Raw genomic sequence first — 23,142 nt, forward strand, 5'->3', positions numbered from 1 at the left:
GCGCCCCGTCCACCCCGGCGCGGCTACCGCCCCGGGGTGAGGGTGAGCCGGACGGAGCCGTCCGCGACGGCTTCGGCCCGGACCGCGGTGAGGTCGTCGACGTGGACCGTCGGGCCGTGGGCGGCCGCGCGGGGGCCTATGCCGATCACGCGCATGCCGGCCGCCAGGCCCGCCGCGATACCGGCGCCCGAGTCCTCGAAGACCACGCAGTCGGCCGGGTCCACGCCCAGTTCGGCGGCGCCCTTGAGGAAGCCCTCCGGGTCGGGCTTGCTGGCCCCGACGGACTCCGCGGTGATCCGCACCTCCGGCATCGGCAGGGCCGCCGCCGCCATCCGGACCCCGGCGAGGGCGGCGTCGGCCGAGGTGACCAGGGCGTGCGGCAGGCGGGAGATCGTCGCCATGAACTCCGGCGCGCCCGCCACCGGCACCACGCCGTCGGTGTCGGCGGTCTCGCGGGCCAGCATCTCGGCGTTCTCGGCGCGGTTGAGCTCCGTCGGGCGCTCGGGGAGCAGGAGGGCCATCGTGGCGTGGCCCTGGCGGCCGTGGACCACCTTGAGGGCCTCCTGCGGGTCCAGCCCGTGGGACAGCGCCCACGCGCGCCAGCAGCGCTCCACCACCGCGTCGGAGTTGACGAGGGTGCCGTCCATGTCCAGGAGCAGGGCCCTGGCGGTGAGGACGACGCGGGCGGAGGCGGTGTGGGCCGGCATCGGCGGGACTCCAGACGGGCGGGAGAAGAGAACAAGTGGTTCCGTCCACCGGTCAGGGAGTGCGGACGGAACCACTTTGTTCCTACACGATACAAAACCAGGGGCGGTCTGCGCCACCGGCGGTCGCGTGACCTATCCCTCCAGGGCGCGCCGGGTCGCCGGACCGTAGACGCCCCAAGGGTCCTCGCGCACTCCGTACTCGATCTGGAAGTCCGTGACGGCCCGCTCGACGGACCGGCCGTACCGGCTGTCGAACCGCCCGTCGTACATGCCCTGCTCCGCCAGCAGCCGCTGGAGCTTCAGCACCTCGGGCCCCGAGTCGCCGGAGCGCAGGGTGGCGGGCTTGGCGGGCGGCGCCGGGGGCGGGGCGGCGGGCTTCGTGGCGCGGGACGCGCTCGCCGACGGACTCGGGGAGGGGGCCGCCGACGTGCGGGAGGGGCTGGGGGACGCGGACGCCGTCGCCGAGCGGGACGCGCTCGCCGAAGCGGACGGCGAGGCGGACGCGGACGCGCTCTCCGCGGGGCCGGTCGGCGACGGCGAGGGTCCGGCGGGGGCCTCGCCCGCCACGGGGACCGACGGCTTGGGGTCCCCGAGTGCGGTGTCGTCCTTCCCGGAGCCGGAGAACAGCCCCAGCGCCAGCGCCACCAGTCCGGCGGCCGCCACCGCACCGGCCGCGGCCAGCAGCGGGACCGCCCGACGCCGCCCGGGACGCCCGGACCCGGCCCGCGGCCCGGCCCCCGCCCCCTGCCGGGCGCCGGCGCGGGGTCCCGGCGGTATCACGGCACCCGGCCCCGCCGCGGTCACGGCCCGGAGCCGCATGGTCTGATCGGCCGCCGGCGCCGCGGGTGTCCCGGGCGCGGGTGCTCCCGGCGCGGTTGTCCCCGGCCCGGGCCCCGGTCCGTGCGGAGCCGCCGACACGGGCGGGATCATGGCCGTCGGGGCGTCGGTACCGGCACCGGTCCAGGTTCCCGGCGTCGGGGTGGGGCCGGCGGGGGGCGCGCCGGGAGCCGCGGGAACCGGCGGGATCATGGTCGTGGGGGCCTCGGCGCCGCCGGGTGCCGCGGCCGCCGCCTCGGGCGGGAGCGTCGGGAAGGGCGAGCCCTCGGAGGGGCCCGGCCCGGCCACGGCCCCCAGGACCGGCTGGGGCGGCGTCGGGCCCGGGACCGTCCCGCCCGCGTCGGGCACGGCCATGTACGGGCGGATGCGCAGCGGGTTGAACCCGACTCCCCGCGCACACGCGCAGTCGGCACCCACGGCGCCGCATTCCGGACAGCGCTCAGCGCTCACTGATAACCCCTCCCTGGACACTGCCAGCGATTATGCAGACCCCTCCCGTCGCACCCAACCCTTCCGAGAGGCCATAACGGGACAGACCGCTCAGGATGGAAATGTTGATCCGGCGTGAGGAGGAGCCGATGGCTCAGGATGTGACCGCGTCGCCGACGGGCCCCGCCCCGGGCGCCGAGCACGCCACGCGCGAGGTGCTCGTCTCGATCGGAGCCCTGTTGCTGGGCCTGCTGATCGCCGCACTCGACCAGACCATCGTCTCCACCGCCCTCCCCACGATCGTGAGCGAGCTGGGCGGCATGGAGCACCTGTCCTGGGTGGTCACCGCCTACATGCTGGCCTCCACCGCCGCCACCCCGCTGTGGGGCAAGCTCGGCGACCAGTACGGGCGCAAGAAGCTCTTCCAGTACGCCATCGTCATCTTCCTGATCGGCTCCGCGCTCTGCGGCCTCGCCCAGGACATGCCGCAGCTGATCGGCTTCCGCGCCCTCCAGGGCCTGGGCGGCGGGGGACTGATGGTGCTGTCGATGGCGATCGTCGGCGACATCGTCCCGCCGCGCGAACGCGGCAAGTACCAGGGCCTCTTCGGCGCCGTCTTCGGCGCGACGAGCGTCCTCGGGCCCCTGCTGGGCGGCCTGTTCGTGGACCACCTCTCCTGGCGCTGGGTCTTCTACATCAACCTCCCCATCGGTCTCGTCGCCCTCGTCGTCATCGCCGCCGTCCTGCGGATCCCGGCCCGCTCCTCCCGGCACACCATCGACTACCTCGGCACCGCCCTGATCGCGGGCGTCGCCACCTGCCTCGTCCTCGTCGCCTCCCTCGGCGGCAGCTGGGGCTGGGGCTCGGCCCGGATCGTGGGCCTTGCCGTCCTCGGCGCCGTCCTGCTCGTCGCCTTCCTGTTCGTCGAGGGGCGGGCCGCCGAACCCGTCCTGCCGCTGAAGCTGTTCCGGATCCGCACCTTCAGCCTCTGCTCCGTGATCAGCTTCATCGTCGGCTTCGCCATGTTCGGCGCGATGGTCTACCTGCCGACCTTCCTCCAGGTCGTCCGGGGCGTCTCGCCGACCATGTCCGGCGTCCACATGCTGCCGATGGTGCTCGGCCTGCTGATCGCCTCCACCGGGTCCGGGCAGATCGTCAGCCGCACCGGCCGCTGGAAGGTCTTCCCCATCACCGGCACCGCCCTCACCGCCGTCGGGCTGCTGCTCCTGCACCAGCTCGAACGCACCAGCTCCGACCTGGAGATGAGCGTCTACTTCTTCGTCTTCGGCTTCGGCCTCGGTCTGGTCATGCAGGTGCTCGTCCTGGTGGTGCAGAACGCCGTCAGCTACGCCGACCTCGGCGTCGCCACCTCCGGTGCCACCTTCTTCCGTTCCATCGGCGCCTCCTTCGGCGTCGCCATCTTCGGCACGATCTTCACCAGCCGGCTCGGCGAGGAGCTCACCAGCGCCCTCTCCGGCATCCGGGTCCCGCCCGCCGCGAGCCCCGCCCGCCTGGAAGCCGACCCCCGGGCCGTCGCGGCCCTCCCGCCCACGGTGCGGCCCCGGGTGCTGGACGCCTACTCCACCGCCATCACCGACGTCTTCCTCTACGCGGTGCCCGTCGTGCTGCTCGCGTTCCTGATCTCCTGGTTCCTGAAGGAGGACAAGCTGCGCGCCTCCGTCACCGCACCCGACGTGACGGAGACCCTCGCCTCCAACCCCGTCCAGCGCTCATCCCGTGAGGAGGCCGCCCGCGCCCTGTCCCTGCTCGGCACCCGCGAGGGCCGCGTCCACATCTACGAGAAGATCACCGAGAGGGCGGGCTACGACCTGATGCCCGCCTCCAGCTGGCTGCTGCTGCGGATCGCCAAGTACGGCTCGGTCGACCCGGCGGTGCTCGCCGAACGCACCCCGGTCCCGATCAAGGTCGTCACGGAAGCCGCCCGCCAGGTCGAGGGGCGCGGACTCGCCGTCCGGCAGGGGCTCCCGCTCGTCCTGACCGACCGGGGCCGCGAGTCCGCGGAACGGCTGTCCGAGGCCCGGCAGGAGTCACTCGCCGAACTGCTCGGCGACTGGTGGGGCCCCGAGCGGCCCACCGACCTGGTCCAGCTCGTCGAGGAACTCAGCCGGGAGCTGTGCGGATCCGACGCCGAGGAGCCCTACGGCACGCTCGTGCCCCGGGACCACGCGGCGCCCTGACCCCGCGGCCCGGCCGGGCCGGCGGCCCGGACCGGCGGACCGGACCCGCGGACCGGACCCGCGGATCAGGTCGGCCGTGTCGGGTCGGCCGTATCAGGCCGGCCGGGGTCAGACCGGCCGGGTCAGACCAGCGGCTTCTCGAACCAGTGCTGGGCGTACGGGCCGGAGTTGTACGCCGGTATCTCCCGGTATCCCTGCCGCGCGTACAGGGCGCGGGCCTCCACCAGGTCGGTCCGGGTGTCCAGCCGCATCCGTACGGCGCCCAGCGCGCGGGCCTCCGCCTCCAGTACGGCCAGCAGGGCCGCCCCGCCGCCCGTGCCCCGCGCGCCCGGGGCGACGTAGATCCTCGTGAGCTCGGCGGTGGCGGGGTCGAGGAGCCGTATGCCGCCGCAGGCCATGGGCCGCCCGCCGAGCCGGCCCACCACGAACTGCCCCGTGGGCGGTGCGAGCCTGTCGGCCGGGTCGTCCAGCATCCCCTGGTCGACCTCCGCCTCGGTGGCGGGCCGTTCCCAGTACCGCCCGGCGACCTCCGCGTAGTAGGCGCGGCGCAGGGCGGTGGCGTCCGCGGTCGTGAACGGCTCAGTGGTGACGGCCCAGCCGGATCCGCCGTCAGGGGCGGAGTCCGCAGTGCTTGCGATGGTGATCGAGTTCCTGTCCATGCCGCCATTGTGGAGACCCGCCGCGCCCTCCCGCGTGGAATATCCACAGGCACGGACCGATGATGAGAAAAGGCGTAAATCCCACGAACGAAGGGTGGACGGTCATGTCGGAGCATCCGGACTGTGCCCTGATCCGCCGCGGCTACGAGGCCTTCGGCAAGGGCGACATGGAGACCCTGGGCAGCCTGATGACGGCCGACGTCATCCACCACATGCCCGGCACCAGCCCCCTGTCCGGGCACCACAAGGGACGGGAAGCGGTCCTCGACCTCTACCGCCGCCTGGGAGAGGAGACCAACGGCACCTTCCGGGTCGCCCTGGAGCGCGTCCTGGTCGACGGCAGGGGCCACGCGATGTCCTTCCACACCACCATGGCGGACCGCGGAGACCGGGGCATCGAGATCCACGAAGGGCTCTTCTTCACCATCGTCGGCGGCAAGATCACCGACATCGACCAGTGCACCCAGGACATCGACGAGAGCGACGCCTTCTGGAGCTGAGGGCCCGGCGGAAGGGTCCGGGGACACGCGCCCCCGGGCCCTTCCGCCGCGCTCACGCCGCCGCGCTCACGCCTGCTTCGGTGCCGCCTGCTGCACGACCTCGAACGACCACACCTGCGACCCGGACGCCGCCGGCTTCGGCCGGTCGCCGCCACCCTGGTGCGCCGCCTTCATCGGGCCCTCCATCCACGCCTGGAAGTCCTCCTCCGAACGCCAGCGCGTGTACACGAGGTACTGGTCGGTGCCCTCGACCGGACGCAGCAGCTCGAACCACTCGAACCCGTCCGAGTTCTCCACGGCGCCGGCCCGCGAGGCGAACCGCTGCTCCAGCACCTCCCGCTGCTCGTCGGGAACCGTCAGGGCGTTGATCTTCACGATGCTCATGCCGCCATCCTAGGGATCGCGCGGGGGATATCGTCGTGCCGGTGGTGAACCCAGGTGACAGGCGCGGCGCGAACCGCGTACGGCAGCCGGGCGCAGTCGGGCGGAGTCGGGGTTGCGGCCGACGGGGCGGGAGGACGGCGAGGCGTGGCTGACGCGGCGGAGCACGGCGGTGTCAACGGACATGCCGGGGTCATGGGCGGCAGCGGCAGGCTCGGGGCGGCGCGCCTCCTGCTGTGGGCGCTCGCCGCGGTCCTCACCGTCAGGCAGGCCGCCTCCGTCCTGCGCGTGCCCCCGGGCGAGTGGTTCAGCGACCTCCACTTCTCGGCGAGCACCGCGGCCCCCGGCACCCTGTACGACGCCGGGCAGTTCACCGGCACCCCCTTCGCCGGCCTCGTCCTCAAGCTTCTGGCCGGACTCGCCGCACCCTCCTCCCTGGAGGTGGCGTGGACCTGCGCGACCCTGCTCCTCGTCGGCGCCGTCGGGGTGGTCGCCGCGCGCGGACTGCCCGACCCCGTGCCGCGCCGCACCGCACTGCTCGCGGCGCCCGTGCTCGTCGCGCTGATGATGGTCTCCCTGCCCGTCCGCGCGGCCGCCTTCCCGGGCCAGACCGCCGTCCTGCCCGTCCTGCTGGTGCTGCTCGCCCTCTTCAGGGTGCCCGGGGAGAAGCCCGCCGGCTTCCTCGTCGGCCTCGCCGCCGCCCTCCAGCCCGCCCTGCTGCTCTTCGCCCCGCTGCTGTGGCTGACCGGGCGCCGCCCCGCCGCCCGGGCCGCCGCCGCCACCTTCGCCGGGGCGACCCTGCTGGCCGGGGCCTCCCTGCCGCGCGACTCGTGGACGTACTGGGTCCACCACCTCGCCGGCACCGGCCTCGGCGGCTCACCCGACGGCCTCGCCAACCAGTCCGTCCACGGCGCCCTGCTGCGCTTCGGCCTCAGCGGCCCCGGCGAGATCCTCCTCTACGCCGCCCTCGCCGCCGCGATCACCTGGGCCGCCCTGCACCGCGCCGCCCGCTACGCCCGCGACGGCCAGCTGCTCCTCGCCGTCGCCGTCACCGGCTGCGCGGCCGTAGCCGTGTCCCCGACCGGCTGGCGCCACCAGCTGCTGTGGGTGCTGCTCGCGGTGGCCGGCAAGGTGGGGGAGCGGGCCGCCGACCGGCGCGTGTGGCCGGTGGCCGTGGTGCTGGCCATCACCCTGCCGAGCGCGGTCCTGCTGCCCAACATGGCCGCGCTGGCCCCCGTACGGGACAACGTGCCGCTGCTCGCGGCCGTGGCGGCGGCCTGCGCCGTGCCGTTCCTGCCGCGCTCCTCCCCGTACTGGCACGCGCCCGTCCCCACCGTCCACGGGCGGCCCGCCGCGGCCCGCTGGGCCCGGGTGCCGCTGCTGCCGTTCTGGCGGCGCGCGCTGTCGCGCCCCAACCTGCTGCTGGAACTCCTGCTGATACGGGTCGGCTACTCGATCTACTCCCACATCCGGGCCGCGGCCCCCGCGAGCCGCTCCCTCGCCGAGCGCAACGGCAGCCTGGTCCACGGCGCCGAGCAGGTGCTGGGCATCGACATCGAGCGGGCCGTGAACCGGGCGGTGGTCGACGCGCCCTGGCTGGAGGCGTTCTTCAACTTCTACTACTCCTCCTTCCACTTCGTGGTGCCGCTCGGGATCCTGGCGGTCCTCTACTGGCGGCGCCCCGGCGACTACCGCTGGGCGCGGGCCTCGCTGGGCCTGGCGACCGTCCTCGCGCTGGCCGGGTTCTGGCTGTTCCCGCTGGCGCCGCCGCGGCTCATGCCGGACCTCGGCTTCGTCGACACCGTGCACGGGGCGCAGGACCTGGCGAACCCCTCGTACGGGGCGATGACCGCGATCTCCAACCAGTACGCGGCGATGCCCTCGCTGCACTTCGGCTGGTCGCTGTGGTGCGGGATCGTGGTGGTCGCGCTGGCGCCGAAGGGCCGGCTGAAGCTGCTGGGCGCGCTGCACCCGCTGATCACGGTGTGCGCGATCGTGGCCACCGCCAACCACTGGGTCCTGGACGCGGTCGGCGGCGCCGTCGTCGTCGCGGCGGGCTTCGGGCTGGTCCACGTGCTGTCGGGGCCGCGCGCGCTGAGGGTCACCCTGCCCGTGCAGCGCAGCACGGCCGGGGAGCCGGACCGGATGGCCGCGGCGCGGCGGTAGCAGGCGGGGCGCGGAAGGTGCGGGGACCGGGGGGGGGGCTCAGGACGCGGCCGCCGGAGGGATGTTCTGGTTGAGGCGGAAGAGGTTGTCGGGGTCGTAGTGCCGCTTCAGCTCCCGCAGGCGCCGGTACTTGGCCTCCCCGTACGCCTGCGCGACCCGCTCCCCGCCCTCCTCCATCAGGAAGTTCGAGTAGACCCCGGTCTGGTGGGGGGCGAGCGCCGACCACAGCCCGCGCGCCCACGCCCGCTCCGCCTCGAACCCCTCGGGGCCCTCGGTCGTCCCGTTGATGTTGAAGGTGTGCCCGGAGGAGCGTCCGCCGAAGGCCGTCTCGTCGTCCCCGACCCGCCGGATCGCCCCGCCCAGCTGGAAGATCGGGAAGGCGGTGAGCGGCGAGACGATCCGGGCCGCGTGCTCGGCGGTGCGGTCGATGACCTCGTCGTCCAGCCGGTCCACGTCGCAGGACTTGAAGTAGTACCAGCGCCCGCGCGGGAAGGACGGGTCGAACATCGCCTGGTGGGCGGTGAACGGCTTGGGCGCGCACAGGTCCAGCAGGGGCGGCGGCCCCTCCTCGCGCAGCGGCCGCAGTACCTTCTCCCCGTCCTCGACCGGCCCGGCGTAGCAGCACACCACCATCACCACCGGCCTGCCGTGCAGTTCCCTCGGCATGAACGGCACCGGCGGCACCCGGCGGTGCACGACCGCCGTGGTCAGCTCGTCCGGGACGTCGGTGATCCAGTCCCGGTACAGGCGCAGCAGCCGCGCCGACTCCTCCATCGGCCACAGGACCGGACCCGCGAGGACCACCGGGCCCACGGGGTGGAGGCGGAACTCGAACTCCGTCACGATCCCGAAGTTCCCACCCCCGCCGCGGATCCCCCAGAAGAGTTCGGCGTTCCGGTTCTCGTCGGCGGTCAGGAACGATCCGTCGGCCGTGACCACGTCCACCGACAGCAGCTGGTCGACCGTCAGCCCGTACTTGCGCATCAGCCAGCCGATCCCGCCGCCGAGGGTCAGCCCCGCCAGCCCGGTGGTGGTGACGATCCCGGCCGGCACCGCCAGCCCGAACGCCTGGGTCTCCCGGTCCAGCTCGCCGAGCAGCACCCCCGCCTGGGCCCGGACGGTACGGGCCTCGGGATCCACCCGGATGCCGCGCATCGCGGAGAGGTCGACGACGATCCCGTCGTCGCACACCGAGTGCCCGGGGAAGCTGTGGCCGCCGGAGCGGACCGCCAGGGGCAGCCCCTCGCCGGCCGCGAACCGCACGGCGTCCCTCACGTCCGCCACGCCCGCGCAGCAGGCGACGAGGGCGGGGTGCCGGTCGACCGAGCCGTTCCAGACCCGCCGGTCCTCGTCGTACGTGGGGTCCCCGGGCCGTACCAGCCGCCCCCGGAAGGAGGGGCCGGGCACAGCCGTGACCGTGGCCATGGCCCCAGTCTGGCACCGGTCGGCGACACGTGCACGCGGTGTCCGCGCGGCGTCCGCACGCGGCGCCCGCGCGCCCGCGCACCCGGGCACCCGCGCGTCCGTACGCCGCCGTGCCCCGACGACCCGCGGGCCCGTGCGGTTCCCCGCCCCCGCCCCCGCCCCCGGCCCGCTCAGGCCCCTCCCGCCGCCCGCCGCCGCAGCAGGGCGCGCAGCGGGCCGGGGCTCTCGTACCCCACCCGGCGGGCGACCGCCGCGAGCGGCAGGCCGGAGGTGCGCAGCAGGTGTTCGGCCTGCTCCACCCGCAGGTCCTGGACCAGGCGGATGGGGGAGCGGCCGAGGGAGCGGGCCATGGTGCGCTGGAGGGTGCGCTCGCTGACGCCGAGGTCGCGGGCGGCGTCGGCGATGGACAGGGGTTCCGCGATGCGGGCCCGCACCCACTCCTCGAAGGCGGCGACCAGCGGCTCGTGGCGGGCCATGGCGCTGGGGATCACGTACGCGGCCTGCGAGGCCCGGTCGTCCACCACGAGGTAGCGCCGGACCAGGTCGGCCAGGGCCGGGCTGCGCGAGGCCACGACGGCCAGCGCCAGGTCGAGGTGGCCGAAGGCGGCGCCGGCGGTGGTGACCCCGTCCGAGGTGGTGACCATCCGGGTCTCCTCCACCGTCACCCGCCGGTAGCGCTCCCGGAACACGGGCGCCAGCCACCAGCTGGTCGTCGCCCGCAGTCCGTCCAGCACCCCCGACTCGGCCAGCAGGAACGTCCCTGTGCAGGAGGAGGCGAGCGGGGTGCGGCGCTCGCGGGCCTCGGCCAGCAGCCGGCGGGCGGCGCGGTGCGCGGGCGAGGCCACGGTCTCCAGCAGCGCGTCGGGCCGGCGTTCCATCAGGGCGGGCAGGACGAGGAGTTCCGCGTCCTCGGCGCGGGCGGCCGGCTCGGTGTCGACGCGGTGGCCCAGCCCGGTGCGCACGTGCCGGCGCACGCCGACCGTGTGGACGGCGAAGGCCGGCGGCGCGGCGCCCGCGAGCCGTCCGCGCAGGGCGTTGGCGGTGTGGAGCACGTCCAGGACGGCCGAAATCCCGGAGTCGAACACCCCGTCGAGGGCCAGTACGGCGACTTTCACCGGCCCACCCTAACGCGCGGCCCCGCCCCGGCGGGTCGTGTCGGAATCGAGCCGGAAGGTGCCGGATCCGTCACTCCCGCCCCCGCCGGACCGTGCCTAGGGTCGATGGCATGACCACGTACGAGACCACCGCCCCGGCCGCCGGCCCCGGCACGGCGGCGTCCGCCCCGGCCGCCCCCCTCCGCACCCGCACCCACACCTGGGAGCCCCGGCCGGCGTCCGTCCCGGGGCTCGCGGAGATGAGCGGCCTGGAGATCCTCCGGGCGGCCCTGGAGGGGACCCTGCCCGCCGCCTCGATGACGAGCACCCTGGGCTTCCGCCTCACCGAGGTCGGCGAGGGCCGCGCCGTCTTCGAGGGCGATCCCGGCGACCACCTGCTCAACCCCATGGGCACGGTCCACGGAGGCTTCCTCGCCACGCTGCTGGACTCCGCGCTCGGCTCGGCCGTGATGACCCGGCTCCCGGCGGGCACCACGTACACCACCGTCCAGTTGGGCGTCCACATGATCCGCCCGGTGCTCGCGGACACCCCCGCCCTGCGCTGCGAGGGCACCGCCCTGCACGTCGGGCGCACCACCGCCACCGCCGAGGCCCGCATCACCGGCACCCACGACGGCAAGCTCTACGCCCACGCGACGACGACCTGCGCGGTCCTGCGCCCCACCTGACGGGCCCGCAGGCCGGAGGGGCGCCGGGGCACACGGTCCCCGGCGCCCCTCCGGTGGATCGCCGCGTCCTGCAAGGATCGGTCAGCCCCCGGCGTTCCGCCACTCGGGCGGCCCGCCGGCCGGGGCCGCCGCACGGACGGCAGGGGCCGGGGCGTGGGTGATGACGGCCCCTGCCGTCCCGGTCACGGGTCAACCGGCGCTGACCCGTAGCTCCTTGATGCCGTTGAGCCAGGCCGCCCGCAGCCGCCGCGGCCCGGCGGATCCGGGGGCGGGCCGCAGGTCGGGCAGGGTGTCGGCCAGGGCGTTGAAGATCAGGTCGATCTCCATGACGGCCAGCGACTTGCCGAGGCAGAAGTGCGGGCCGCCGCCGCCGAAGCCGAGGTGCGGGTTGGGGTCGCGGGTGATGTCGAAGACCTCCGGGTCCTCGAACACCTCGGGGTCGTGGTTGGCCGAGGAGTAGAACATCCCCACCCGGTCGCCGGCCTTGATCTTCTGCCCGCCCAGCTCGGTGTCCCGGGTGGCGGTGCGCTGGAAGGAGACCACCGGCGTGGCCCAGCGCACGATCTCCTCCGCCGCCGTCGACGGCCGGGTCGCCTTGTACAGCTCCCACTGGTCGGGGTGGGTGAGGAAGGCGTGCATGCCGTGGCTGATGGCGTTGCGGGTGGTCTCGTTGCCCGCGACCGCCAGCAGCAGGACGAAGAAGCCGAACTCGTCGGAGCGCAGGTTGCCCTCGCCCTCCGCCGCCACCAGCTGCGTGACGATGTCCCTGGCCGGGCACTCCTTGCGCTCGGCGGCCAGGTTCATCGCGTACCCGATGAGCTCCACGGCCGCGTTGGCGCCGACCTCCTCGGTGATGGCGTACTCCGGGTCGTCGTACGCGACCATCTTGTTCGACCAGTCGAAGATCCTGGCCCGGTCCCGCTGGGGTACGCCGATCAGCTCGGCGATGGCCTGGAGGGGCAGTTCGCAGGCGACCCGGGTCACGAAGTCGAAGCTGCCGTCGCCGGCCGCCGCCCGCGCCTCCTCGACGATCTTCCGCGCCCGGTCGCGCAGGGCCTGCTCCAGGCCGCGGATGGCGCGCGGGGTGAACCCGCGCTGCACGATCTGCCGGACGCGGGTGTGCTCCGGCGGGTCCATGTTCAGCATGATGAGCCGCTGTGCCTCGATCTGCTCGCGCTGGACGTGCGCGTTGAAGCGGATGATCGCCGTGTTGGTGGTGGAGGAGAACAGCTCCGGGTGCGTGGAGACGTACTTGACGTCCGCGTGCCGGGTCACGGCCCAGTAGCCCTCGTCGTCGAACCCGGTGACGCCGCGCGGCTGCGCGCACCACCACACGGGTGCGGTCTGCCGGAGCCGCGCGAACTCCGGCAGCGGCACCCGTTCCAGGAGGAGGTCGGGGTCGGTGGCGTCGAAGCCCTCGGGCAGCGCGGGACAGGACATCGGGCGACTCCAAAGTCCGACGAAGATCTGACGGCCCATCAGGTGTTGGCTTGAAGGTAGTAACGAGTTCCAGAAGTGACAAGGGCTTCCGCACCGGCGGTTGCGTGTGGAATCCGTGGAGGGCACGTGCAAGACCCTTGCGTGGCGGGGGTCCTGGTCATAAGACTGCGGTGGAGAACTAGAACGCGTACTAGTTCGAGCGTGGCGGCCGCCGGGACGGCCTGCCGTGCCGGCGCTGTGCAGAGTGTGCAGGAGAGGACGAGCTCATGGCCGCGGAACCCGTCATCGTCGAAGCCGTACGCACGCCCATCGGGAAGCGCGGGGGCTCCCTGGCCAACCTCCATCCCGCCTATCTGCTCGGCGAGACCTACCGCGAACTCCTGGCCCGTACCGGAATCCAGCCGGACTGCGTCGAACAGATCGTCGGCGGCACCGTCACCCACGCCGGCGAGCAGTCCATGAACCCCGCCCGCAACGCCTGGCTCGCCATGGGACTCCCGTACGAGACGGCCGCCACCACCGTCGACTGCCAGTGCGGCAGCTCCCAGCAGGCCAACCACATGGTCGCCAACATGGTCTCCGGCGGGGTCATCGACATCGGCATCGCCTGCGGCGTCGAGGCCATGAGCCGCGTCCCGCTCGGATCCGGCTCCAAGCACGGCCCGGGCAAGCCCTTCCCGGACGAGTGGAACGTCGACCTTCCCAACCAGTTCGAGGCGGCCGAGCGGATCGCCCGCCACCGCGGCCTGACCCGCGAGGACGTCGACCGGCTCGGCGTGCTCTCGCAGGAGCGGGCCGCCGCCGCCTGGGCCGAGGAGCGCTTCAAGCGCGAGACCTTCGCCGTCCAGGTCCCGACGACGGAGGAGGAACAGGCCGCCGGCCAGGGCATGTGGCGGCTGGTCGACCGGGACGAGGGCCTGCGCGACACCAGCATGGAGGCCCTGGCCCGGCTCAAGCCGGTCATGCCGACGGCCGTGCACACCGCCGGCAACTCCTCCCAGATATCCGACGGCGCCGCCGCCGTCATGTGGGCCTCCCGCAAGATGGCCCGCGCGCTCAAGCTCAGGCCGCGCGCCCGCATCGTCGCCCAGGCCCTGGTCGGCGCCGACCCGCACTACCACCTGGACGGGCCCATCGACGCGACGCGGGCCGTGCTGGGCAAGGCCGGGATGTCCCTCAAGGACATCGACCTCGTCGAGATCAACGAGGCCTTCGCGTCCGTCGTCCTCAGCTGGGCCCGGGTCTTCGGCCAGGACCTGGAGAAGGTCAACGTCAACGGCGGAGCCATCGCCCTCGGCCACCCGGTCGGCGCCACCGGCGCCCGGCTGATCACCACCGCGCTGCACGAGCTGGAGCGGCGCGACAAGGAGTTCGCCCTGATCACCATGTGCGCGGGAGGCGCGCTGGCGACCGGCACGATCATCCAGCGCCTCTGAGCGCACCGCGCCCCGAGGGCGCCCACCGAACCCGTGGGATGGGATGCGAGGGCCCCGGCGGCCGGACCTGGGGAGGCCGGCCACCGGGGCCCTCGTATGCCCCGCGCCGCTACACCGTGTACGGCAGCGGCCGGGTGCTCACCCGGTCGAGCAGGACCACGTTCGGGTTGCAGTCCGCCGGGTGGACCGTCACGGATCCGTCCGGCCTCCGCTCCACGAGCAGGAGGCTGAACTCGGCCAGCGCCTGGAGCTGGGTCGGCTCGACCGCGTACTCGTAGACGCGCTGCTCACCGCGGGCGAGGCTGCTGCTCGTACCTTCACTGGTCGTGTGCGTGGTGGACTCGTTCGTCGTGTACGTCGTACTGGTCGACGTGCCGGTGGTCTTGCTGTAGTTGCCGCCGGAGCTGCTGGAGCTGCTCGCGGGGAACGGGTTGAAGCCGCCCTGGTAGGTGTCGGAGGTGCCCCAGTTCGACCCCCGGGTCACCGACTCGCTGTACGTGGTGCCCTTGCTCACCGAGGACCCGACGGTCGTGGCCACGGAAGTGCTGACGGTCGTCCCCTCGGTGTCGGTCAGCGAGTGCAGGACGAAGGAGTGGTGGCGGCCCAGGAAGTCCGCCGCGATCCCGGCCTCCTGGTGGTTGCCCAGCCTCATGAAGCCGACCGTGCCGCTCCCGATCACCTCCTCCGCCCCCTCGCGCAGGTGCGGGTGCAGGACGGTGAGCTGTGCACCGCGGCGCTCGCACACGGCGGCCAGCTGCTCCAGGTAACGCCGCGGGAGACCGCGTTCGCCGAGCGCGAGGACCACCGACGGGGCCGCCTCCGGGAAGGAGGCCAGGCGCCGGGTCACGCTCTGCACCGCCAGGTCGCCGAGCAGCTCGGTGCTCGCCGATCCGACGGTGAAGTCCAGTGCGATGCAGGTGAGATAGCCGGGGCCGCGCCCGCCGCGCCCCGCACCCAGGCGCTCCAGCGGTTCCAGGAAGGCCGCCAGACGCAGCAGGCTGTCCCGCATCTGGTCCTTGTTCTTGTCGCCCAGCAGGTCGTCCGCGATGCGGTTGCGCTCCGCCCGGGTGAGGGCCTCGGTGTCGTCGATCTCCCCCATCAGGGCCCGCAGGCCCGCGCCCAGCCGGGCCGGGGTCACCTCCGCCCCCAGGACCGCGCACAACTGCTGGAGGATACGGGTGTCGAGGGCCCGCGCGGCCCGGTTGGACTCGGAGTCCTCGGCGTACACCGCCTCCACCAGGCTGTCGACCAGCTCCTGCGGGGTGAGCCCGCTGGCGATGCCGCTCTCGGCGATGCGGCTCGGCAGCAGCTGCACGTCCACCGGGACACCGGCGAGGCCGGCCACCGCGCACAGCTCCTCGCAGATGAGGGCCTGGGTCAGGTCGACCACGATCAGCGGCTGCTGCTGGAGGGTCGACGTACCGAAGACGGTGAGGAACCCCTCCCGGCTGCGCTGGCTGCCGCCGAAGACGTCCAGCCGCCGCGTCCCCGGCCCCGCGGGCACCGCGCCCCAGGCGTCGAGGCCGTTGATCCACTGGTCCTGGGCCGCGGTGTGCTGGAGGCCGCGCTGGTGCCAGGACTGCCAGGTGTACTGGAAGTGCTTCTCCAGCTCCGTGGTCTTGGACTCCAGCTGGGCGTCGGCCTGCGCGGCCGACCGTCCGGCGGAGAGGACCAGAGCCGTGGTCGCCCCCGCCGCGATCACGGCCAGGACCGCCATGAGGGCGCCGCCGACCGCCGTCAGGAGCAGGAGCAGCAGTGATATCCCGCCACCGATCTTGACGGTGGACCCCTTGCGGTCCTCGTGCCTCAGCCGCGCGGCCTGCGCCCGGTTCTGGAACGCCACGGGCCCGGGCGGGCGCTCGGGCTCGGGTTCGAGAAAGGGGCTGCGCAGCGACTCGGGATCGCGGTAGGTCCAGCCGAGCCGCTGCCCGGGCTCGAACAGGCGCAGGTATCGGTCGGCCGTCGAGGCCTCGGTGTTCTGCACGGTCATGACGGCAGGCCCCCGGTCGGCGCGGCGGGTCCGTCCGGTGCGGTGACGAACGGGTCCAGCCCCCGGATGCGCTGGTGCATCGGCGGGTGCGTGGCCATCAGCCGGACCAGCAGGCCCTGCTGGACACGGCTGTCGTCGTTCTGCATGCCGGTGAACGCGGCGTGCAGCTGGGGCCCGTACCCGATCTCCGCGGCGAACCGGTCGGCGCGCAGCTCACCGCGGCGCCCCGCCCAGGCGAGGAGGATCGGGACGGCGAACAGGGCCAGCGCCGGGGGGAAGGTGAAGGCGAAGGCGAGGGCGAGGGCGAGGACGACCAGGGCGAGGATCCCCCCGAAGCAGGACGAGCCCTCGGCCACCACGAAGAGGATTCCCCGCATGATGAACTTCACGATGCCCATGACGAACCGGGCCGGGAAGGCGTACCAGATGCCGAGCAGGCCCGACCAGGCGTGACCGCCGACGTGGTGCCCCAGCTCGTGGGCGAGGACGGCCGCGAGCCGTTCCTCCGGAAGACCGTTCAGGGACGTGCGCGTCACGCTGACGATGTGGCCCGCGGCGGCGAAGGCGTTGATGTGCTCGCTGTCCTCGACCCACAGGTCGTAGCGCGAGCCGTCGATGCCGGCACGGGCGGTGACCTCGTCCCAGATCGGCCGGAGCCGGGCCAGTTCGGCCGCCGTGGGTTCGCGGACCTTGAACATCAGGCGGGCCAGGGCCCGCTCGGTCGGCCGGTGGAACATCAGCGCGCCCGACCCGAGCCAGGCGATGACGAAGACGATGTCCAGCCCGGCGGGGAGCAGCTGGGAGAGCAGCCAGATGACCACGAAGCTGCCCACGAACAGGGGGAGGTTGAGCAGCAGCGTGGTGATGGACGAGGCGTCCGCCCCGCGACGGATGGGCGGCGGCGCGCCCGGGTCGTACGCGGCGGGCTGCGCCGGGTCGTAGGCGGCCGGCGGGTACGCGGGCGCCGCAACGGGCTCCGGCTTCGCCAGGGTCGGCGGCACGGGCGGCGGGGGAGGCGTGCCCGGGGCGGTGGAGGAGCCGGGCACCTGACCCTGCGGCGGAGCCGACGGGTTGCCGGAGGCCTGGAACCCCGCGGAGTGCGGCGGTGTCCCGAAGGCGCCGGTGGCGTGGGCCGGCGGCGTCGGCGCGGCTGCCGCGTACGGATGCGGGGGCGGGCCGGCGGGCTGGGCGGGAGGAGGCGCGGGGTGGCCCGGGGGCTGGGCGGGGGGTGCGGCGGGGTACCCCGGTGCCTGGGCGGGGGGAGCGATGGGGAAGTCCGGCGCCTGGGCGGGAGGCGGGGCCGGGTGGCCCGGTGCCGCTGCCGGCGGGGCCGGAGCGTAGGGGTGGCCCTGCCCGGGGACGCGGGGATCGCCCTGCGCAGCCGCCTGGCCCGGCTGCTGCTGCCCGGCCTGAGGCGGGCTCGGCGCGGTGAATTCACCGTCGCCCTGCGGGAAATGGGGTTGTCTGGGATCGATCGGTTGGTTCACGGAAGTCCGCCCTATGGATACCTGGCGCTACACATGGCGCTGAAATCAAGACAGTTGGCCAAATGCTCCCGGCAGGCGGTGCACGGGACGGTCCGGTGGACCGACCTGCTGCGGGACCCTCGAAGCGGAGAGTCATTCATCGACCTGTAGTCGGGTCATGCTGCATCACGCGGGTCCTGACGTCCAATTCGCTTTCGGTCAACACGCCGTGTTCCTGATCGGGTTGGGGTGGGGATTGACCGACTCTAGGATGCTGACGACGAGTTCGATCGACAGAATGGCGAGGTTGTGCCCACCACGTTGCGCGAAACCGCCGGCGAGGCATGGCACCGGCTCCACGGCATGCCCACCTACGCGCTGGCGGAGGTGCCGCGGCAGAGGCCCGACGCCTCCCGGCCGTCCGTCCCCGAGGACGAGCTGCGCGCGCACCGCTTCGCCGCCCTCGTCTCCGCCTTCCACGCCCACCACCCCGCCGACCCGGGCCGGGGCGGCATCCTCCTCGGCTGGTCGCGCCCGTCGGCGTCCCATCCCCTCGACGTGTTCCTGGGCGGCTCCGCGCTGGTCGGCGGTGACGACCCCGCCGACCCGGGAGCGACCCTGCTCCGCCTCCCGGCCGGGGCCCGGGCGCGCAGGTACGCGCCGGGCGCGGTCATCGGCTCCCTGGCGCGGTTCCCCCATTGGACCTCCGTCGCGGGAGTGGCCGACGGGCTGCTGGTCGACGACGCGCCCCGGGAACAGGCGGCGTCCCGGCTGCGCCCCAGCCTGGAGGAGTGCCTGCTCGGCGTCTGGCAGGAGGCCTTCGCCTGGCTGTTGCTGGCCGACCCGGTGCCGCCGGAGGAGCTCGAAGAGCTCGTCGACGAGGCGGCGGACCGGCAGCGCAGGGCCCAGCCCAAGGCGGCGGGCTCGCCCGAGTACGCCCTCGAAGTCTCCCGGCTGGAGCGCCGGCACAAGGAGCTGGCGAAGGCCTCGGCCACGGGCCTGTGGCGCATACGCCTCCTGACCGGCGGCCGGACCCCCGAAGAAGCCCAGCGGGTGGCCGCCCTGGTCTGCGCCTCGGCCGATCTCGAAGGGCTTCCCTACGCGCTCAAGCCGACCGGGCAGGCGGGCGACTTCCCGACGGTGGTCACGGCCGGACTCGCGGACACCCCGGCGGGGCCCGCCCACTCGCCCTTCCTCGGCAGCTCCGAGCTGCTGGCGGCCCTGGCCCGGCCCCCGGCCCAGGAGATACCCGGCGTACGGTTCGCGCTCCGGCACGAGTTCGACGTGACCCCGGAGACCGGGGCCAGGGCCGCGCGGCCCGGCGACCCCGCCCCGATCCGGCTCGGCACGATCCTCGACCGCAACCGCGGCCCGGTGGGCGCCCTGGACCTCACCCGCTCCACGCTCAACCGGCACACCTTCGTGTGCGGGGCCACGGGCGGCGGCAAGTCCCAGACCGTACGCGGCCTGCTCGAAGCGGCCGCGCGGGAGCGGCTGCCGTGGCTGGTCGTCGAACCGGCCAAGGCGGAGTACCGGTTCATGTCCGCGCGCCTGGGCGACGAGCACGAGGTCATCGTGATCAAGCCCGGTGACCGCGACGCCCTCCCCGCGGGGCTGAACCCGCTGGAACCCTCCGTCTTCGCGGACGGGGAACGCTTCCCCCTGCAGACCCACCTGGACATGGTCCGCGGCCTCTTCCTCGCCTCCTTCGACCCGCAGGAGCCGTTCCCGCAGGTGCTGAGCGCCGCCCTGACCCGCTGCTACGAGGACCTGGGCTGGGACCTCACCCTCGGCGAGCCGCGGTTCGCCGGGACCGAGCCGCGCTACCCCACGCTGGAGGACCTGGAACACACCGCGCTGCGGATCGTCGCGGAGATCGGCTACGGCAAGGAGATCACCGACAACGTCCAGGGCTTCATCAAGATCAGACTCGCCAGCCTCCGGCTCGGCACCACAGGCCGTTTCCTGGAGGGCGGCCACCCCATCGACTTCGGTGAACTCCTCAAGCGGAACGTCGTTTTCGAGATCGAGGACGTCGGTGACGACAAGGACAAGGCGTTCCTCATGGGAACCATCCTGATCCGGCTCATCGAATACCTGCGGATGGAACAGCGGACGACCCGCCGGATCGCCTTTCCCCTGCGCCACATCACGGTCTTCGAGGAGGCCCACCGCCTCCTGCGGCGTTCCGAGGAGGGCGGGGCGAGCGCCCACGCCGTCGAGATGTTCGCGGGACTGCTGGCCGAGATCCGCGCCTACGGCGAGGGCTTGGTGATCGCCGACCAGATTCCGAGCAAGCTGGTCCCCGACGTCATCAAGAACACGGCGGCCAAGGTCGTCCACCGCCTCCCGGCCCAGGACGACCGCGAGGCCGTCGGCGCCACGATGAACATCACCGAGGCGCAGTCGGAGTACCTGGTCACCCTCAAGCCCGGCGAGGCCGCGGTCTTCACCGACGGGATGGACTACCCCCTGCTCGTGCGCATGGAGGACGGCACGGCGCGCGAGGACGCGTCGGCCATCCGTCCGGCGTCCCCGGCGCCGATGATCGCGCCGCGCAGCGTGGCCTGCAGCGGGGACTGTTCGGCGGCTCCCTGCACGCTCCGGGAACTGCGCACCGCGCAGCGCCTGACGGAACAGGACGAGCTGCAGATCACCCTCTGGGCCGAGATGGCGGTGGCGGCCCACCTGCTGGGCTGGACGACGCCGCTGCCGGGCAAGGCGATGCGCCGGGAACTGGCCCCGTACTGGGAGTCGGACCGGCGGCTGGTGGAATGCGCCATCGGCCAGGCCGTCGACCGGGCGGTGCACAGCCGCGTGGGCGCCCCGCACGCGCCGGCCGCGCTGGGCGGGCACGTCGCCGCGATGATGCGGGCGCAGCTCGACGGTGACGACCCCTGCCCGGTCGCCGAACCGCAGTGGCGGGCCCGGAAGGGGACGAAGACGCGGCAGTACTACCACGGGCGCCACGCGCCGTCCGTACTGGAGAAGATCGTCGGCTGCGCGGACCCCTCGGACGGCTGGTCCGCGGGCTTCGCCAAGGCGCTCACCGTCTTCGCGCGCAGGGTGCGCAAGCCGGTGGCGCCTTCACCGTCAACGGGGATGCGAAATGAGTGAGCTGACGACGACGGACACCTCCAAGCCGGACGCCCCGACACCCGACCCGGTGCCGGACGCCCGGGAACCCGTCGGCGAACCGCGGGAGGCCCCCGAAACGGCACGGGCCGAATCCCCCACCCGCTCGGCCCCGGACGACACGGGCGAACCGCAGGAGCCGGACGACGGGCACGAGGCCGACGACCTGAAGGGCGAGGCCGACCGGGAACGCCCCGATGAAGCCCTGCCGGATGACCCCGAGGAGTCCGACGAGCCGGCGGAGCCCGAGGCGTCGGCGGCCGACGGTGACGATGCCGATCCGGCCGAGCCGGAGATGCCGGAGGGTGATGACGAGTCGGCGGAGCCTGAGGGGTCGGCGGCTGACGGTGACGATGCCGATCCGGCCGAGCCGGAGACGCCCGAGGAGTCCGACGAGCCGGCGGAGCCCGAGGCATCAGCAGCCGACGGCGATGACGAGAGCGACGACCCGGCCGAGCCCGAGGAGCCGGAAGCGCATGAGGGTCCCGGCGCCCCGGAGAAGCCGGACGACGACCACCCCGAGCTGGAGCTGGAACTCAAGCCCTACCGCGACTCCGTGCCCTACTCGGTCGAGTACACCGCGTCACTCGGTGCCGATGAGCCGGATGAGGCATCCCGGAAGGCGCCCGAGCCGGCCCACAAGCAGGCGCGCGACGCAGAGTCTCCCGATGAGGCGGCCGACGACAGCACCGAGCCGGGGGAGCTCGACGAGCAGGAGGTCACCGAGGACACCGCTGACGCTGTCGTCAGCGAGGACGTCCGGCCTGCGGGGTCGGAGGGCCTCGACTCAACGGCGGAGCCGTCGGAACCGGACGAGTCGGATGATGACGGAGTGCCCGACGGCAATGAGGATGAAACCGCGGAAGAGGTGGAATCCGCTGAGGGCTACGATCCGGAATTCGTCAAACAGCGGATCGATGAGCTGGACGACCGAAAAGGCGGCGAAGGGCACGCTCCGGGGCGACATCTGGAGGTGAGCGAGGATCAGCTGAAGGACCGTCTCGGGAAGCCGATCATGGAAGATGGGTCGCCCAAACTGTATGGCCCTGCCTCGCAGTACGCAGGCCACATGAAGTTGGAGGACCAGAAGGATCCGCTGACGAACAGCACCGTGGACGGAGTTCACGGTGGGGTGCACCGGTGCGGACCCTATGCCACCAAGTTCGAGAATCCGGAGGACTTGGTAACCGTGGACGAGTACTGCCGTCAATACATCGCAGACAACGGAATGCCGCCCGACCGCGTACCCATCGAGGACGTCCTGGGCAAGGACGGCCACGAGCGCTGCAATGGCTACTACCTCGATCCGTCCGATCCGGACACCGCCCTCAAGGTGGACTTCGAAGGTGGGTTCATCAAGCCTGTCTACCAGCCCCACGACGGAGAATGGCGGCTGCATACGATGTATCCGAACCCTGCACCCATGAGACATCCCTAGGAGTCCGAAATGAATGAAGAGCTTCGCCGTTTCGCCAGTGTCTATCTGGACCGGGAGGTGGTCTACGACGACATGCGGGCGACCCGTGAGGCGTTGAAGCACTTCAAGCCGGAGTGGACGGAAGGGGTCCGACTGGGGCTGCTTGCCGTCCTGGATGAAAAGCCACTCACGGCCGATGAGTGGGAATCGGTCACGTCCATCGAGTTCGAGACCGATGACGCTCTCCACGTATACCTGCGGGATCTCTACGACTTCCTGTTCGGAGGAAGTGAGAAGCAGCCCGCCCTGCCGGAAGACTGAGGAATCGAGAAGCGTGGCAAGAGCAGAGTTCTACGTGTCCGCCGACGTCGAGGCCGACGGGGCGGTGCCCGGGCCGTTTTCGATGTCGAGTTTCGGGCTGGCGGTCGCCGGGGTGCGGGACGGGGACGGGTTCCGGGCCGTCGATCCCGCCGAGCGGACGTTCTACGCCGAGCTGAAGCCGATCAGTGACGGCTACGACCGAGAGGCCCTGGCCGTCAGCGGGTTGGACCGGGAGCGGCTGGCGCGGGAGGGGCGGGAGCCCGCCGAGGCCATGAACGCCGCGGCCGACTGGATCGCGGCCGTGGCCGAAGAGCTCGGGGCCACACCGGTGTTCGTGGCGTACCCGCTGGGTTACGACTGGATGTGGATCTACTGGTACTTCATGCGGTTCGCCGACGGCGGCTCGCCCTTCGGGCATTCGCGCTGCATGGACCTGAAGTCGCTCTACGCCGCCAAGGCCGACGTGCGGATCGGTGAGTCCACGAAGCGGTCGATGCCGGGCCACCTCCTGTCGGACCGCCCCCACACGCACAACGCCCTCGACGACGCGATCGAGCAGGGCGAGCTGTTCCAGAACCTGATGCGCTGGGACGGCCGCCGGGCATGAGGGGTCGAGCGCAACGCGGAGAGCCGCTCGCCCGGGGTCTCCGGGGGAGCGGCTCTTCGTTTGCGCCTGGTGGCTTAGTACCAGTGGTTGGCCTGCCAGAAGTTCCAGGCGCCGACCGGGCTGCCGTAGCGCTCGTTCATGTAGTCCAGCCCCCACTTGATCTGGGTGGCCGGGTTGGTCTTCCAGTCCGAGCCCGCGGTCGACATCTTCGACGCCGGCAGGGCCTGGACCAGGCCGTAGGCGCC

General features: G+C 73.0%; 18 protein-coding genes and 1 pseudogene. 9 read left to right on the top strand and 10 right to left on the bottom strand.

The window, feature by feature from the left end; genetic code table 11:
• Positions 1-23: 23 nt before the first annotated feature.
• Positions 24-707, bottom strand: coding sequence for an HAD-IA family hydrolase (locus ACIRBY_RS21135; protein ID WP_403902332.1), 684 nt, complete (start codon positions 705-707; stop codon positions 24-26).
• 132 nt (positions 708-839) lie between these two features.
• Positions 840-1,370, bottom strand: a complete 531-nt coding sequence (locus ACIRBY_RS21140; RefSeq protein WP_403902334.1) for a peptidoglycan-binding protein — start codon at positions 1,368-1,370, stop codon at positions 840-842.
• A 752-nt stretch (positions 1,371-2,122) separates the two neighbouring features.
• Here ACIRBY_RS21140 and ACIRBY_RS21145 point away from each other — a divergent pair.
• Positions 2,123-4,171 (top strand): DHA2 family efflux MFS transporter permease subunit, encoded by a 2,049-nt coding sequence (locus tag ACIRBY_RS21145; RefSeq protein WP_403902336.1) that lies wholly within the window; start codon positions 2,123-2,125, stop codon positions 4,169-4,171.
• 122 nt (positions 4,172-4,293) lie between these two features.
• Here ACIRBY_RS21145 and ACIRBY_RS21150 read toward each other — a convergent pair whose 3' ends face one another.
• Positions 4,294-4,830 (bottom strand): GNAT family N-acetyltransferase, encoded by a 537-nt coding sequence (locus ACIRBY_RS21150; protein ID WP_403902337.1) that lies wholly within the window; start codon positions 4,828-4,830, stop codon positions 4,294-4,296.
• A gap of 104 nt (positions 4,831-4,934) precedes the next feature.
• Between ACIRBY_RS21150 and ACIRBY_RS21155 the strand changes: the two genes are divergently transcribed.
• Entirely contained in the window at positions 4,935-5,330 is a 396-nt protein-coding gene (locus ACIRBY_RS21155) for a nuclear transport factor 2 family protein (RefSeq protein WP_403902338.1), read from the top strand.
• Between the two features lie 66 nt (positions 5,331-5,396).
• Here ACIRBY_RS21155 and ACIRBY_RS21160 read toward each other — a convergent pair whose 3' ends face one another.
• A complete protein-coding gene (locus tag ACIRBY_RS21160) occupies positions 5,397-5,714 on the bottom strand; it encodes an antibiotic biosynthesis monooxygenase family protein (protein ID WP_403902340.1) in 318 nt (105 codons plus the stop codon).
• Between the two features lie 192 nt (positions 5,715-5,906).
• On the opposite strand from ACIRBY_RS21160, the gene ACIRBY_RS21165 reads away from it, so the two are divergent.
• The gene (locus ACIRBY_RS21165) at positions 5,907-7,877 is read left to right on the top strand and encodes a phosphatase PAP2 family protein (protein ID WP_403902371.1); all 1,971 of its coding nucleotides are present in this window, start codon (positions 5,907-5,909) and stop codon (positions 7,875-7,877) included.
• Positions 7,878-7,916: 39 nt separating this feature from the next.
• Here ACIRBY_RS21165 and ACIRBY_RS21170 read toward each other — a convergent pair whose 3' ends face one another.
• Together ACIRBY_RS21170 and ACIRBY_RS21175 are read right to left on the bottom strand one after the other, a co-directional pair.
• Positions 7,917-9,302 (bottom strand): FAD-binding oxidoreductase, encoded by a 1,386-nt coding sequence (locus ACIRBY_RS21170; RefSeq protein WP_403902342.1) that lies wholly within the window; start codon positions 9,300-9,302, stop codon positions 7,917-7,919.
• A 170-nt stretch (positions 9,303-9,472) separates the two neighbouring features.
• Entirely contained in the window at positions 9,473-10,417 is a 945-nt protein-coding gene (locus ACIRBY_RS21175; protein ID WP_403902344.1) for a GlxA family transcriptional regulator, read from the bottom strand.
• A gap of 110 nt (positions 10,418-10,527) precedes the next feature.
• On the opposite strand from ACIRBY_RS21175, the gene ACIRBY_RS21180 reads away from it, so the two are divergent.
• Complete coding sequence (locus ACIRBY_RS21180) at positions 10,528-11,085, top strand: PaaI family thioesterase (protein ID WP_403902346.1); 558 nt, start codon at positions 10,528-10,530, stop codon at positions 11,083-11,085.
• A 189-nt stretch (positions 11,086-11,274) separates the two neighbouring features.
• On the opposite strand, the gene ACIRBY_RS21185 is transcribed toward ACIRBY_RS21180, so the two are convergent.
• On the bottom strand, positions 11,275-12,525 hold the full coding sequence (locus ACIRBY_RS21185; RefSeq protein ID WP_403902348.1) for a cytochrome P450: 1,251 nt from the start codon (positions 12,523-12,525) through the stop codon (positions 11,275-11,277).
• A 266-nt stretch (positions 12,526-12,791) separates the two neighbouring features.
• Here ACIRBY_RS21185 and ACIRBY_RS21190 point away from each other — a divergent pair, with 266 nt between their 5' ends.
• A complete protein-coding gene (locus tag ACIRBY_RS21190) occupies positions 12,792-13,961 on the top strand; it encodes a steroid 3-ketoacyl-CoA thiolase (protein ID WP_403902350.1) in 1,170 nt (389 codons plus the stop codon).
• 109 nt (positions 13,962-14,070) lie between these two features.
• On the opposite strand, the gene ACIRBY_RS21195 is transcribed toward ACIRBY_RS21190, so the two are convergent.
• Positions 14,071-15,951, bottom strand: a complete 1,881-nt coding sequence (locus ACIRBY_RS21195; protein WP_403902352.1) for a hypothetical protein — start codon at positions 15,949-15,951, stop codon at positions 14,071-14,073.
• Positions 15,948-16,952 (bottom strand): M48 family metalloprotease, encoded by a 1,005-nt coding sequence (locus ACIRBY_RS21200; RefSeq protein ID WP_403902353.1) that lies wholly within the window; start codon positions 16,950-16,952, stop codon positions 15,948-15,950. Before ACIRBY_RS21200 ends, ACIRBY_RS21195 begins: the two co-directional genes overlap by 4 nt.
• Positions 16,953-17,726: 774 nt before the next feature.
• Between ACIRBY_RS21200 and ACIRBY_RS21205 the strand changes: the two genes are divergently transcribed.
• From ACIRBY_RS21205 to ACIRBY_RS21220, 4 genes are read left to right on the top strand one after another with little or no spacing between them, the layout of a single operon-like run.
• Positions 17,727-20,534: an ATP-binding protein gene (locus ACIRBY_RS21205; protein WP_403902355.1), complete on the top strand. Its 2,808-nt coding sequence runs from the start codon at positions 17,727-17,729 to the stop codon at positions 20,532-20,534.
• Positions 20,527-21,990, top strand: a complete 1,464-nt coding sequence (locus ACIRBY_RS21210) for a hypothetical protein (RefSeq protein ID WP_403902356.1) — start codon at positions 20,527-20,529, stop codon at positions 21,988-21,990. Before ACIRBY_RS21205 ends, ACIRBY_RS21210 begins: the two co-directional genes overlap by 8 nt.
• 9 nt (positions 21,991-21,999) lie before the next feature.
• On the top strand, positions 22,000-22,290 hold the full coding sequence (locus tag ACIRBY_RS21215; RefSeq protein WP_403902357.1) for a hypothetical protein: 291 nt from the start codon (positions 22,000-22,002) through the stop codon (positions 22,288-22,290).
• 13 nt (positions 22,291-22,303) lie between these two features.
• Complete coding sequence (locus ACIRBY_RS21220) at positions 22,304-22,897, top strand: exonuclease (RefSeq protein ID WP_403902359.1); 594 nt, start codon at positions 22,304-22,306, stop codon at positions 22,895-22,897.
• Between the two features lie 74 nt (positions 22,898-22,971).
• Here the strand turns inward: ACIRBY_RS21220 and ACIRBY_RS21225 are convergent.
• A pseudogene (locus tag ACIRBY_RS21225) lies at positions 22,972-23,142 on the bottom strand (lytic transglycosylase domain-containing protein); the annotation flags it as partial.

The organism is Streptomyces sp. NPDC096136 (genome assembly GCF_044763325.1).
Taxonomy (GTDB): Bacteria; Actinomycetota; Actinomycetes; order Streptomycetales; family Streptomycetaceae; genus Streptomyces.

Excerpts from the sequence above, each read along its gene's own strand:
- ACIRBY_RS21135 (WP_403902332.1), bottom strand. The coding sequence starts at position 707 with ATGCCGGCCCACACCGCCTCCGCCCGCGTCGTCCTCACCGCCAGGGCC.
- ACIRBY_RS21145 (WP_403902336.1), top strand. The coding sequence starts at position 2,123 with ATGGCTCAGGATGTGACCGCGTCGCCGACGGGCCCCGCCCCGGGCGCC.
- ACIRBY_RS21150 (WP_403902337.1), bottom strand. The coding sequence starts at position 4,830 with ATGGACAGGAACTCGATCACCATCGCAAGCACTGCGGACTCCGCCCCT.
- ACIRBY_RS21155 (WP_403902338.1), top strand. The coding sequence starts at position 4,935 with ATGTCGGAGCATCCGGACTGTGCCCTGATCCGCCGCGGCTACGAGGCC.
- ACIRBY_RS21160 (WP_403902340.1), bottom strand. The coding sequence starts at position 5,714 with ATGAGCATCGTGAAGATCAACGCCCTGACGGTTCCCGACGAGCAGCGG.
- ACIRBY_RS21165 (WP_403902371.1), top strand. The coding sequence starts at position 5,907 with ATGGGCGGCAGCGGCAGGCTCGGGGCGGCGCGCCTCCTGCTGTGGGCG.
- ACIRBY_RS21170 (WP_403902342.1), bottom strand. The coding sequence starts at position 9,302 with ATGGCCACGGTCACGGCTGTGCCCGGCCCCTCCTTCCGGGGGCGGCTG.
- ACIRBY_RS21180 (WP_403902346.1), top strand. The coding sequence starts at position 10,528 with ATGACCACGTACGAGACCACCGCCCCGGCCGCCGGCCCCGGCACGGCG.
- ACIRBY_RS21185 (WP_403902348.1), bottom strand. The coding sequence starts at position 12,525 with ATGTCCTGTCCCGCGCTGCCCGAGGGCTTCGACGCCACCGACCCCGAC.
- ACIRBY_RS21190 (WP_403902350.1), top strand. The coding sequence starts at position 12,792 with ATGGCCGCGGAACCCGTCATCGTCGAAGCCGTACGCACGCCCATCGGG.
- ACIRBY_RS21195 (WP_403902352.1), bottom strand. The coding sequence starts at position 15,951 with ATGACCGTGCAGAACACCGAGGCCTCGACGGCCGACCGATACCTGCGC.
- ACIRBY_RS21210 (WP_403902356.1), top strand. The coding sequence starts at position 20,527 with ATGAGTGAGCTGACGACGACGGACACCTCCAAGCCGGACGCCCCGACA.
- ACIRBY_RS21215 (WP_403902357.1), top strand. The coding sequence starts at position 22,000 with ATGAATGAAGAGCTTCGCCGTTTCGCCAGTGTCTATCTGGACCGGGAG.